Here is a 13,595-nt window from a genome sequence, read left to right as displayed (position 1 = left end):
CTACATTTTATGCAATTATACATAACTAAATAAAGGTAAAAAAGTATAAAAAGACCTATTATATTATTCTATAAGTATTTTTTCTAAAATAAAATTTCTTGGTTGAGCTAAAATAGTTATTTTTAACCGTATACACATTAATTTGTAATCATTACAATTACAGAAATGAAATTTACGGATAACTATATTTATATAATTTTTTTCGGTTCATATTTTTATTTAACAGTAAATTATCGATCGTAATCGACAAAATTTTTCTATTTACGCATTAAAAATTTAATGTTTTAATGAACAACATAACTGGTATGACCAGACAGAAAGGATAAGGTTACGCTAATAGGAATTATAGTGAAGTTGTAAGTAACATTATGTCGTTAATAATTTTATAAATAGTCAATTTATTTACAAGAGGTCAAGAATCAAATTTGTAATAAACCTGTTCTAAGTTTCTGCATAACAAAAGTGAAGTTATTCCGCAATAAAAGTATAAGCGATGTACAGTATAATTTCACCTTTTGTAGTCTAGTAAGGAGCTTGCTGATAAAACTAAGAGTAATATTATTAAATTTAAATTAAACAATGTTATGACAAGATTAACTGTAAGCATTGGTTTATTGATTCTCGCAGTTCTGTAAGTTAAACCGCAATTCTAGGGAAGAATTACTCATTTACTATTCATAGGGTGCTTGATTCAAATATAGTTAATAAATTTTTGTTATTTATATTTGAAAAAATAAAGTATCGAAGTGAGAAGTAAGTAAAATCCTTACATCCTATTAGAAGTAAAAAATAACGATATTATCCTATCTGAAAGATTTCTCCTTCTTAATCAGTTTACAAAGAGAGAGGTCGTACAAGTTATATGAATTAAGTTATAAAAACAATGGTAAAGGAGTGTACGGAATGAAAACTAAAATAATTACAGGATTATTAGTCACATCCATTGTAACTGGAGGAAATATTCCTATCAATACTCTCGCAACACCAACCGTTCAAGCGGAAACTCAACAGGAAGGCATGGATATTTCCTCTTCATTACGAAAATTAGGTGCGCAATCTAAATTAATCCAAACGTATATTGATCAATCTTTAATGAGTCCTAATGTACAGTTAGAGGAAGTCACAGCTTTAAATACAAATCAATTCCTAATCAAACAAGATATGAAGGAATGGTCATCGGAACTCTATCCACAGTTAATTCTATTAAATTCAAAAAGTAAAGGATTTGTAACAAAATTTAATAGCTATTACCCGACATTAAAATCGTTTGTAGACAATAAAGAAGATAGAGAAGGGTTTTCGGATAGACTTGAAGTACTTCAAGAAATGGCTATGACGAATCAAGAAAATACGCAACGGCAAATCAATGAATTAACAGATCTTAAATTACAGCTTGATAAAAAATTAAAAGATTTTGATACCAATGTGGCAACTGCTCAAGGCATACTAAGTACAGATGGAACAGGAAAAATAGACCAGTTAAAAAATGAAATATTAAATACCAAAAAAGCAATTCAAAATGATTTACAGCAAATTGCATTAATACCAGGGGCTTTAAATGAACAGGGATTTGCTATATTCAAAGAAGTTTATAGTCTTTCAAAAGAAATTATTGAACCAGCTGCTCAAGCAGGGGTGGCAGCGTATAACAAAGGAAAAGAAATTAACAACTCTATTCTAGAAGCTGAGAAAAAAGCAGTGCAAGAAGCAACAGAGCAAGGTAAAACTGCTCTAGAGATTGAATCAGCAAAAAAAGCAGCTCGTGAAGCAATTGAGAAAAGCAAACAAGGTGAAATAGCAGCCGCAGCCGCAGCAAAAACACAAGAGTATGACCTGATGAAGGTCATTGATACCGAAAAGATTAAGAAAACATTTGGCGTTTTTGCTGAAGTAAATAAATTAACAGCAGAGCAGCGAGCATATTTAGATGATTTAGAGAAACAAAATCAAAAAATATATGATTTAACAACGAAATTATCAATAGCTGATTTACAAAAATCAATGCTTCTTCTTACACAAAATGATTTGCATACGTTTGCAAATCAAGTAGATGTAGAACTTGATCTACTAAAGCGCTATAAAGAAGATTTAAATCTAATAAAAAATAGCATTACAAAATTATCTACTAATGTTGATACAACTAACGAGCAGTCTCAAAAAGATACATTAAGACAATTAAAAAATGTAATAAGTTACCTTGAAGAGCAAGTATATAAATTTTGATATTACGTTTTTGGAAATCTATAAAGAGTATAAGCATTTAGCGAAAGAAGGAGAATAGTCATGAAAAAATTCCCATTCAAAGTACTAACTTTAGCTACATTAGCAACTGTTATAACTGCTACTACCGGTAACACTATTCATGCATTTGCACAAGAAACGACCGCTCAAGAACAAAAAGTTGGCAATTATGCATTAGGCCCCGAAGGACTGAAGAAAGCATTAGCTGAAACAGGGTCTCATATTCTAGTAATGGATTTATACGCAAAAACAATGATTAAGCAACCAAATGTAAATTTATCTAATATCGATTTAGGCTCAGAGGGGGGAGAGTTGCTCAAAAATATTCACCTTAATCAAGAGCTGTCACGAATCAATGCGAATTACTGGTTAGATACAGCGAAGCCACAGATTCAAAAAACTGCTCGTAATATTGTAAATTACGATGAACAATTTCAAAATTATTACGACACATTAGTAGAAACTGTACAAAAGAAAGATAAGGCAGGTCTAAAAGAGGGTATAAATGATTTAATTACTACAATCAATACAAATTCAAAAGAAGTTACAGATGTGATTAAGATGCTACAAGACTTCAAAGGGAAACTATATCAAAATTCTACAGATTTTAAAAATAATGTTGGTGGTCCAGATGGGAAAGGTGGATTAACTGCAATATTAGCAGGTCAACAGGCAACGATTCCACAACTTCAAGCTGAAATTGAGCAACTTCGTTCTACTCAGAAAAAACATTTTGATGATGTATTAGCATGGTCAATTGGTGGTGGATTGGGAGCAGCTATTTTAGTTATTGCAGCTATTGGAGGAGCGGTCGTTATTGTTGTAACTGGCGGTACAGCAACACCGGCTGTTGTTGGTGGACTCTCGGCTCTTGGTGCAGCTGGTATTGGTTTAGGAACAGCGGCTGGTGTCACAGCATCTAAGCATATGGACTCCTATAATGAAATTTCTAACAAAATCGGAGAATTAAGTATGAAAGCAGATCGTGCTAATCAAGCAGTTCTTTCGCTTACTAACGCGAAAGAAACATTGGCATATTTATATCAGACTGTAGATCAAGCGATATTGTCTCTAACAAATATTCAAAAGCAATGGAATACAATGGGCGCAAATTATACAGATTTACTGGATAATATCGATTCTATGCAAGACCACAAATTCTCTTTAATACCAGATGATTTAAAAGCCGCTAAAGAAAGTTGGAATGATATTCATAAAGATGCAGAATTCATTTCAAAAGATATTGCTTTTAAACAGGAGTAGAACTGAAATTAAAAACCTAAATTGGAGGAAAATGAAATGATAAAAAAAATCCCTTATAAATTACTCGCTGTATCGACGCTATTAACTATTACAACTGCTAATGTAGTTTCACCAGTAACAACTTTTGCAAGTGAAATTGAACAAACGAACAATGGAGATACGGCTCTTTCTGCAAATGAAGCGAGAATGAAAGAGACCTTGCAAAAGGCTGGATTATTTGCAAAATCTATGAATGCCTATTCTTATATGTTAATTAAGAATCCTGATGTGAATTTTGAGGGAATTACTATTAGTGGATATGTAGATTTACCTGGTAGAATCGTACAAGATCAAAAGAATGCAAGGGCACATGCTGTTACTTGGGATACGAAAGTAAAAAAACAGCTTTTAGATACATTGAATGGTATTGTTGAATACGATACAACATTTGACAATTATTATGAAACAATGGTAGAAGCGATTAATACAGGGGATGGAGAAACTTTAAAAGAAGGGATTACAGATTTGCGAGGTGAAATTCAACAAAATCAAAAGTATGCACAGCAATTAATAGAAGAATTAACTAAATTAAGAGACTCTATTGGACATGATGTTAGAGCATTTGGAAGTAATAAAGAGCTCTTGCAGTCAATTTTAAAAAATCAAGGTGCAGATGTTGATGCCGATCAAAAGCGTCTAGAAGAAGTATTAGGATCAGTAAACTATTATAAACAATTAGAATCTGATGGGTTTAATGTAATGAAGGGTGCTATTTTGGGTCTACCAATAATTGGCGGTATTATAGTGGGAGTAGCAAGGGATAATTTAGGTAAGTTAGAGCCTTTATTAGCAGAATTACGTCAGACCGTGGATTATAAAGTAACCTTAAATCGTGTAGTTGGAGTTGCTTACAGTAATATTAATGAAATGCACAAGGCGCTTGATGATGCTATTAACGCTCTTACTTATATGTCCACGCAGTGGCATGATTTAGATTCTCAATATTCGGGCGTTCTAGGGCATATTGAGAATGCAGCTCAAAAAGCCGATCAAAATAAATTTAAATTCTTAAAACCTAATTTAAATGCAGCGAAAGACAGTTGGAAAACATTACGAACAGATGCTGTTACATTAAAAGAAGGAATAAAGGAATTAAAAGTGGAAACTGTTACTCCACAAAAATAGGGAAATATTAATTCTGTTGTAAAGTGAACTAAAACATAGCAAGTCTATGATTACACTGTTAAACAGAAAAGTAATAATTAATAAATCCTTATATAACAGAAAGGCGGAGTCTCATTAAAGACTTCGCCTTTCAATTATATATAAGTATGATTCGAATAAAAAATAACCTTGTAGTTTAATTGCTTTTTTAAAATTTGCAACAGAATCGGTTAATTTGAAGTAGATTATATACATTTTCTTTAATACTTAATGATTTGAAGGCTGCTAAAGAAAGTTCAAACGATACTGATAAAAGATGTAGAACTCATTTTGAAAGACATCGCTTTTTAATAAGATTAGAACTTGAAACCATACCTTATATAGGAGGAATACGAAATGATGAAAAAAATCCCTAATAAACTACTCGCTGTATCAGCGTTTATAACTATAACAACTACTTATGCAGTCATACCAATAGAAACTTTTGCAATTGAAATTGAACAAACGAACATTGAAAATATATCTCTTTCAGCAAATGAAGAACAGATGAAAAAAGCTTTGCAAGATGCTGGTTTATTTGCAAAAGCTATGAATGAATACTCTTATTTGCTAATTAATAATCCAGATGTGAGTTTTGAAGGAATAACTATTAATGGAAATGCAGATTTACCTAGTAAAATTGTACAAGATCAAAAGAATGCAAGAGCACATGCTGTTACATGGAATACACAAGTAAAAAAACAACTTTTTGATACATTGACAGGCATTATAGAATACGATACAAAATTTGAAAATCATTATGAAACATTAGTAGAGGCGATCAATACTGGAAATGGAGATACTTTAAAAAAAGGGATTAAAGATCTACAGGGAGGAATTCAACAAAATCAAAAGTCTGCAAAAGCATTAATAGAAGAATTAATTCAATTAAAAAATGCTATTGGAGAAGATGTTAGAACATTTGGAAGTCATAAAGAGACATTGCAATCGATTTTAAAAAACCAAGGTGCTGATGTGGAGGCGGACCAAAAGCGTCTAGAGGACCTTTTAGGACAAGTAAAATATCAGAAAGACATAGAATCTAAGGGGTTAGACATGGTGAAAATCCCCTTTATTCCAACCTTGATTGCTGGTGGCATAATGATAGGTGATGCAAGAGGTAAGTTAGGTTGGCTAGAACCTGAATTAGCAAAATTGCGTCAGACTGTAGATTATAAAATAACATTGAATCGTGTAGTTGGAGTTGCATTTCATAATATTAGTGATATGCATAGTATGCTTGATAGTGCTATCACTGCTCTTACTTATATGTCTACGCAATGGGAGGATTTAGATTCTCAATATTCGGGTGTACTGGGACATATTGATAAAGCTGATCAAAAAGCTGATCAAAATAAATATAAATTCTTAACCCCTAGCTTGAATGCAGCGAAAAACAGTTGGAAAACATTAAAAACAGATGTTGTCACTTTGCAAGAAGGGATAAAAATTGCAGAGAAAAAAGAACAGGATTTTTTGAATCAGCTTCGTCCATCAAACGTTTTCTACTTTTATAAAAAAATTCATAACGCATACACTTTTGAAATAAAGACTGGAACAAATGCGCCAAATGCGTCTTATAAAGTTATGAATTTAACGAAAAACACTGTTCATAATATGTGGAGTGGAGGGGCTAATACTAACATGTGGGCTGATTGGCTTTCATTCAATCCAAATGATGAATTTGCGGTAGTAGCAGTAGTGGATGGTAAAGAATATGTTGTGTATAAAGACAAAGTACAAAATATAATGAACTGAATCTGAAAGTAACGAAGTAATTGGAGCTGGAGAATAAACTAGACACCAAGTTAATCGAAAAATCTCCTTATATCCTAGAATATTTTGCTCAAGAAAAAGAATTTGTTCAGCGAAAAAGTAAATATTGAACCAAGGAGTTAGTTGTATTATGTGTATGGTTTTACCGAAAGGTTTCAAGTACATTCCCCATACAATTATGTAGTTATCCTGAAGCATCTACAGGTGTTCTTATCGACCTTGAAGAACTACTTAGCTTCCTAAGTGGAGTGATTTTATGCAAAATTAAGTGAACGTTTTTGTACATAGATTAGTTGACATTCATATAGATTTTTTCCATTTTCAAAGATAGTTTTGTTTTTTATGTTATTTTTCAAAAATTACTGCTGAAATTTCTATATTCATGACTCAGCATATAATCATTGTTTGATGAAATGACATACCACGTCCCTTAGAGTTTCATACGTATTACGATAACTTAAAGAAAAAAGATAATAGTAGTCAACGGTTACTATTATCTTTTTTGAACTATTTTTCATTAAAATATCCCATCTGCTGTGTTCCTTATTTACTTTTCCAGATTTTATCCTAGTTTAAAATTTATGCATTTGAACTGTTTATACAATTTGTAGGATTTTTAGCTTTTTTGTCGAATACACTTAATGCAAGGAGGGACATTACATGATTATTAAAGATTATTTCATCAACCTTTCTATTTTTTCTTTATTAGTTAGCGCAGCAATATTTATTCAAGTGTTTACAATTAATTCTAGTCGATATTTCGAAAAGCTCTATGGAGGGATTATTGCAGTTACGTTAATGTTCTTTTCTTTTCCATACATGGGATTTTCCTACGATCTTCGAGTTGTTCCTCTTATTCTATCTTTTATTTACTTTGGTCGTATTGCTGGTTGGATTACGCTAATTAGCATAATATTAATGCGTATCTTTTACACTGGAGGGTATTGGGAACCTCCTGTGATTGCTTATTTAGGTATGGGGATTCTATTTTCTACTTTTAAAACTTATTTTAAAAAACTACATCCTTTTAAAAGTGCATCGTTATATTTTTCTGTTTTTATTGGAATAAAGTGGTTAGTTGGCGTATTATTTAATACTACATTACTTTACACAGGAGGCCTATTATATATAGCGTTAGGACTTTTAATTGGGCTATTTCTTATGGAAGCCTACCAGAGATTGTATTATTTAACACAGGACTTATCTAAAATGAATCGAGAATTAAAAAAATCGAAGCAAGAACTTGCAGATACCGTACATGAGCTTCAAGGAGGAATTTTTAAATTTAAAAAAGTGGATAAGCACTTTATACACACTTTATGTGATGGACAGTTTTATTATCAAAACGGATTTTATTCTGAACAGGTGGTAGGAAAAAGCTTACGTACTATTGATGCTTCTATTGTTCCTCCACATTTAGTTCCACAATTGATGAAGTACTATCTTCAGGCATGGGAAGGAAAAGAAATTATATTTGAATTACCTTGGCCAAATGATAAAACTATTATTCTTATTGCGCTTAGGCCGATTAAACGAAATGGACAAGTTATTGAAGTTGTTGGTTCTACAGTTGATATAACCGAAAGGAAAAAGGTAGAATCAGAATTAAGCGCTACCAAAGAATTATTGGAATCATTTATAAAGCACAATCTAGATGCTATTACCATTTCTGATCGAGAAGGGCATATTTTACAAGCCAATAAAGCTTATGAAAAGATATTTGGGTGGTCATCACAAGAAATCATAGGTAAGAGATTACCTTGTGTACCAGATTTTTTAATGGAAGAATCACTTGAAAATATTCAGAAAATTCTAACAGGAGAATCGGTGGTTACTAGATTAGAAACTGTTAGACAACGGAGCGATGGGAGTCTTCTTGATATCAGTCTGACAGTTTCTCCTATACTAGATGTAAGAGGAAATGTGATAGCTTTATCAGCAATATGTAGAGACATCTCTGAAAGAAAACAAGCAGAAAGAGAACGGCATCAATTACACCAGCAATTAAGAGATAGTGAAATGAAGTACCGTGCACTAATCGAACAAGCAACTGATGCGGTATATGTAGTAGAGCTGAATGAAGATAATGCTCCAAGTCGATTTATTGAGGTAAACCCTGTTGGGTGTAGAAGATTTGGATATAGTAGAGAAGAGTTGCTCTCATTATCATTTTCAAATATAGTACCACAAGATTCTCAAATAATCGTAAGGTTATTAGAAAAAATTAAAAAAGGACAAACTTCCTTCACTTTGCAAGATGAATATGTTTTTCCAACAGGAAAAGTAATAACAACTGAGTTTAGTGTTCGTGTTTTTAACTTAAATGGTAAAAAAGTTTTTCTAAGTATTTCTCGTGATATCACTGAACGGCTAAAAACAGAAGAATTATTACGAAAATCTGAAAAACTTGCTGTTGTAGGACAATTAGCGACTGTAATGGCGCATGAGATTAATAATCCATTAACTGCAATGAAAGGGTTCATGCAATTACTAAAATCAACGGAAAATGAGAATAATCAGGGTTATATTAATATAGTATCATCAGAGATTGAGCGTATAGAGAGCATAACAACTGAATTTATGGCGGTAGCCAAACCACAGGTAGTAAAAATGCAACCTAATAACATTAGTGTGCTAATGGATCAAGTTTTAATGCTACTACAACCTCAAGCAATGATGCATAATATAAAATTTAGAATCGATCTTAACCCTGGTATTCCATTGATTTCATGTGAAGGAAATCAATTAAAACAAGTATTTGTTAATATATTAAAAAATGCAATTGAATCTATGCCGATGGGAGGGGAAATTCTGATTCAAATAAATATACTTGATAATAATCAAGTAAGCATTCGTTTTATCGATCAAGGGTGTGGGATTCCAAAAGAACGTATACCATACCTCGGAGAACCTTTTTATAGTATTAAAGAAGAGGGGATTGGCTTAGGATTAATGATCTGTTATAAAATCATTGAAACACATCAGGGAAAGATATTTATTAAGAGTGAAATGAATAAGGGGACTACAGTTGAAGTCACTCTCCCTATTTGTACACTTCAAAATTAAGATATTCTCTTACTGAAATTTTTTAAGAAACCATACAGAATGTAATGCCAATGTTACTTAATGAAATAATAAAGAGAAGAACACTGGTAAATGTACCCTATAGAATAGACACTTGAAAAAGCCTGTTATAAAAACATCCTTTCTTTAGAACCAAAAGAAAGGATGTTTTTAATATTGTAATTTTTCTTGGGGACATTTCAAATTTTTACTTGTAATACATTTTTTAACTAATTTTGGTTAAGTTAGTTAAAAAGGTATTATTTTTAATGAGCATATTGACATATAAATATCCCTCATTTTTAAAATAGAAATTTCTAAAAACTATATATAGGTTCTTTTTGAAAGGAAGGGTATTATCAATTGAAACCACATGAAAAAGTACCTGTTCACTCTATAAAATCTTTGCAGGAATTAATGCAATTACTAAAAAAATCTAAAGATTTTATAACGTTGGAGATCGCTTCAAACAAATCCTCTATAGTCATTTCATATTTTAGAACCTTAATCGATGTAAATATATTTCATGAAGAGGTTTTAACTTATATAAAAGAGAAGAGCTTCGATTCATTACAAGATATTCGGTCTGTCTTACCCTTTGAAAATTCAAAAATAACAAATCAAATGGAAGATATTCAGGATAGTATTTTAAACGGCTATATACTTATTCAGTTCGATACAGATAAATTAAATGGCTTGTTAATCAATGTGGCAAAGAAAGAAAAAAGAGATATTACAAAAGCTGAAATTGAATACAATATCGTGGGTCCACAAATCGCGTTTATTGAAGATTTAGATGTAAACTTAAATTTAGTACGTAGAAAGCTTCCAACACCTTATTTACAAATGAAGGAATTGAAAGTAGGCTCTCTATCTAACACAACCGTTGCGATTGTATATATTGAGGGAATTGTAAATGATCAAAATCTACAAGAAATTATAAAAAGGGTGAGTCTAATAAAAACAGACCACGTTTTGGATAGCACGTATTTGATGCAGTTAATTGCAGACAACCCGAATTCTATATTTCCTCAATTTTTGAATACAGAACGACCAGACCGTGTAGCTGCTGTATTGGCAGAAGGGAAAATTGCACTTTTTGTAGATGGCTCACCTTATGCAATCACTCTTCCAACAACATTAATTGACTTTTTTTCTACGACAGAAGATTACACCATGCCTTGGATTATTGCCTCTTTTTTTCGTCTATTAAGGCTTTTTGCTTTTATGTTTTCTGTCTTAACGACTCCATTATATGTTGCAATCTTAACATATCATTACGAGCTTATTCCAAAAGAACTTCTTGAAACGTTAATCATATCGAGAAGTAAAGTACCTTTTCCTCCATTAATTGAAGCGCTTTTTTTAGAAATAACGATTGAATTACTGAGAGAAGCGGGGGCACGTTTACCAACTAAAGTGGGTCTAACTGTCGGTATAGTAGGTGGTATTGTAATTGGACAAGCATCGGTACAAGCAAGTCTTACAAGTAATGTACTTATTATCATTGTTGCACTTTCAGCTCTTAGTTCATTTACAGCACCAATATATCGAATTGGTAATACAATTCGAGTAATTCGTTTTCCTTTTATAATATCTGCACACCTGCTGGGCTTATTAGGAATTGTTTTAACAAGTTCTTTCCTTTTAGCACGCTTATTACGTACAGAATCATTAAGACGTCCTTATTTGTTTCCTTTTTATCCTACACGCCCTACAGATTGGAAAGACAGCATTATCCGTTTGCCGATCTCAACGATGTTCCGACGCCCAATTTTTTCAAGATCTAAACAGCGTTTTCGTTTTAATCCAGAAGAGGTAGAGAAAAATAAAATCAAATCACGAAATGATTTTGATGATTGAAATTAACAGGGAGGAGCATTATGAAACAGATCCCAATTGAGTATCAAGTCTCTCCATATATGGTGTTTTTTTTAATTATTACTATACAGATGGGGGTTGGTATGCTTGGTTTTGAAAGGATTAGTGCAAAATTAGTTGGAAATGATGCTTGGATTAGTACGCTGCTTTTTGGAATATCTGTTAATCTTATGATTTGGATCATATATCAGATTTTAAATCAGGGTAATGGAGATATCATTGCAATCAATCAAGACGTACTTGGAAAATGGATTGGTGGGTTGTTCAACTTCATTTTTTTATCCTATATTGTATTGTTAGGTGCAACAACACTACATACTTATATCGAAGTAGTACATGTTTGGATGTTTCCTTCCATTTCATCTTGGATTATAGCAGGGGCTTTTTTGGGTCTATGTTATTACATTGTGACTGGAGGATTTCGTGTAGTTGCCGGAATTGGCTTCTTTGGAATCGTTATCCCAAGCATTCTAATCTTCACATTTTTTTATCCTTTGCAGTATGCAGATTTTCAGAATTTATTTCCAATTGCACAGCATTCATTCCTAGAAATCATGAAAGGAATGAAAGGAAATATGTTTAGTTTTTTTGGATTTGAAATGTTATTGTTGTACTACCCATTTATTAAAAAGGCAAGAACCTCTCAAAAATATGCGCACTATGCAAATTTAGTAACGACTATTGTCTACACATACCTTATGATTTTAACTCTTGCGTTTTTTAGTGAAAAACAACTAGCGAGCGCGATATGGGCATATTTAAGCATGATTAAAATTATACAATTTCCCTTTATAGAGCGGTTTGAATACATTATTGTTTCTGTTTGGGCTTTTTTTATATTACCTAACGTTTCCTTTACATTATGGGGAGTAAGTCGTGGTATAAAAGAGGCACTGGGAATAAAGCAAAAATATGTTTTGCCAGTTATCATCCTGTTCATCTTTGTTTTATCATTTTTCTTGAATAACCGTAATAAAATTAACTTATTAAATACTTGGACAGGTCAAATTGGCTTTGTATATATATATGTATACCTACCTATATTATGGCTAATTCAAACCGCCAAAATAAAGTTAAGGAGATAAACATGAAGCGATGGATACTTTTCCTTATAGTAAGTGTCTTCTTAATAGGTTGTGCTAAAACGAAAATTGTGGATGACATTGACTTAGTTCAAGTTGCGGCATATGATACCGAAGCAAAAGGTAAGCTAAAAGGAACCTTTGCGATTTCAGCTTATAAAGGAGGCGGGGAAGGTGAAACGAAAATCTATTCAGCATCAGGCCAGACTGGTAGAGAAGTTCTTGCAAGAGCATCCGAAAAGTCTTCTGGACCTCTAGAGTTGGGGCAATTGCGTGTTATTATATTTAATGAAAAAATAATTGAAAAGGGAATGCAGGAAATTTTAGAGACTTTGAATCGAAATCCTAGTGTAGGAAATGCAATTTATTTAGCAATTACAAATGTAAAAGGGGAATCATTATTAAAGGGGAACTATTCTAAAGAAAAAGAAATTGCTTCCTATCTATCCTCTTTACTGGAGCAAAATATGGACAATGGAACGCAACCAAAAACAAATTTTTTTATGTTTTTAAACCAACTTAATGATGATGCGAGAGATTCATATTTACCGATGATATCTAAAAAAGGTAACGTGTTGGAGTTAGATGGAATAGCACTTTTTAAAAGATGTAAAATGGTTGATAAAGTGAATCCTAAAGATTTATTTGTATTTAAATTGTTGACAGATAATTTTAAACAAGGTACATACCAATTCAAGCTACCTGGTTCTTCAAATACGTACGCCACGATAGAGAATATAAAGGCTAGAACAAAATATAAGATGGAGGGGAATAGTAAGCATCCATTCGTAAATGCTCATATTCAAGTTAAAGCTGAAATTCAAGAATTTACAAAAACAAAAAATCTAGATAATCCTAAAGAAATAAAAAAATTAGAAAAAATTATGGAAAAAGAAATAGAAAAAAAAGCAACTACATTGATAAAGAGATTTATTAAAAAAGACACAGATCCTATAGGACTTAGAAAGCTTGGTAGAACTCATGTAAGAAAATGGAACAGTCAAGAATGGGAAGAATCCTATAAACATTTACGTTTTCGTGTAACAGCTGATGTAAAAGTAACCCAATCTGGTGTTACAGAATAAATCAAATAAGATATGGTAAATT

The 13,595-nt window shown here is 32.0% G+C and carries 8 protein-coding genes and 1 pseudogene; all 9 read left to right on the top strand.

Features of this window, described 5'->3' with window-relative positions; genetic code table 11:
• Window positions 1-903 precede the first annotated feature (903 nt).
• On the top strand, window positions 904-2,223 hold the full coding sequence (gene hblC / locus DN399_RS15290; RefSeq protein ID WP_074619122.1) for a hemolytic enterotoxin HBL lytic component L2: 1,320 nt from the start codon (window positions 904-906) through the stop codon (window positions 2,221-2,223).
• 60 nt (window positions 2,224-2,283) lie between these two features.
• On the top strand, window positions 2,284-3,504 hold the full coding sequence (gene hblD, locus DN399_RS15285) for a hemolytic enterotoxin HBL lytic component L1 (RefSeq protein ID WP_000714435.1): 1,221 nt from the start codon (window positions 2,284-2,286) through the stop codon (window positions 3,502-3,504).
• A gap of 36 nt (window positions 3,505-3,540) precedes the next feature.
• Window positions 3,541-4,668, top strand: a complete 1,128-nt coding sequence (gene hblA / locus DN399_RS15280) for a hemolysin BL binding component B (RefSeq protein WP_149149757.1) — start codon at window positions 3,541-3,543, stop codon at window positions 4,666-4,668.
• A 375-nt stretch (window positions 4,669-5,043) separates the two neighbouring features.
• A complete protein-coding gene (gene hblB, locus DN399_RS15275) occupies window positions 5,044-6,444 on the top strand; it encodes a hemolysin BL regulatory component HblB (protein WP_016122779.1) in 1,401 nt (466 codons plus the stop codon).
• A 20-nt stretch (window positions 6,445-6,464) separates the two neighbouring features.
• Window positions 6,465-6,692: pseudogene (locus DN399_RS28430) on the top strand (hypothetical protein); the annotation flags it as partial.
• 430 nt (window positions 6,693-7,122) lie between these two features.
• The gene (locus DN399_RS15270; protein ID WP_149149756.1) at window positions 7,123-9,528 is read left to right on the top strand and encodes a PAS domain S-box protein; all 2,406 of its coding nucleotides are present in this window, start codon (window positions 7,123-7,125) and stop codon (window positions 9,526-9,528) included.
• 360 nt (window positions 9,529-9,888) lie between these two features.
• Window positions 9,889-11,388, top strand: coding sequence for a spore germination protein (locus DN399_RS15265; protein WP_149149755.1), 1,500 nt, complete (start codon window positions 9,889-9,891; stop codon window positions 11,386-11,388).
• 20 nt (window positions 11,389-11,408) lie between these two features.
• Window positions 11,409-12,491, top strand: a complete 1,083-nt coding sequence (locus DN399_RS15260; protein ID WP_000809697.1) for a GerAB/ArcD/ProY family transporter — start codon at window positions 11,409-11,411, stop codon at window positions 12,489-12,491.
• A 2-nt stretch (window positions 12,492-12,493) separates the two neighbouring features.
• Window positions 12,494-13,573 carry a Ger(x)C family spore germination protein gene (locus tag DN399_RS15255; RefSeq protein WP_000832878.1) on the top strand — a complete coding sequence of 360 codons (1,080 nt, stop codon included), beginning with the start codon at window positions 12,494-12,496 and terminating at the stop codon, window positions 13,571-13,573.
• Window positions 13,574-13,595: the final 22 nt, after the last annotated feature.

Origin of the sequence: Bacillus sp. AR4-2 (assembly GCF_008274865.1) — a bacterium.
Lineage (GTDB): Bacteria > Bacillota > Bacilli > Bacillales > Bacillaceae_G > Bacillus_A > Bacillus_A cereus.
Note: the sequence above shows the minus strand (reverse complement) of the source record. Positions and strands in the feature narration are given on the sequence as shown.

Coding starts and splice junctions, on each gene's coding strand:
- DN399_RS15260 (WP_000809697.1), top strand. CDS start 11,409: ATGAAACAGATCCCAATTGAGTATCAAGTCTCTCCATATATGGTGTTT.
- hblC (WP_074619122.1), top strand. CDS start 904: ATGAAAACTAAAATAATTACAGGATTATTAGTCACATCCATTGTAACT.
- hblA (WP_149149757.1), top strand. CDS start 3,541: ATGATAAAAAAAATCCCTTATAAATTACTCGCTGTATCGACGCTATTA.
- hblB (WP_016122779.1), top strand. CDS start 5,044: ATGATGAAAAAAATCCCTAATAAACTACTCGCTGTATCAGCGTTTATA.
- DN399_RS15270 (WP_149149756.1), top strand. CDS start 7,123: ATGATTATTAAAGATTATTTCATCAACCTTTCTATTTTTTCTTTATTA.
- DN399_RS15255 (WP_000832878.1), top strand. CDS start 12,494: ATGAAGCGATGGATACTTTTCCTTATAGTAAGTGTCTTCTTAATAGGT.
- hblD (WP_000714435.1), top strand. CDS start 2,284: ATGAAAAAATTCCCATTCAAAGTACTAACTTTAGCTACATTAGCAACT.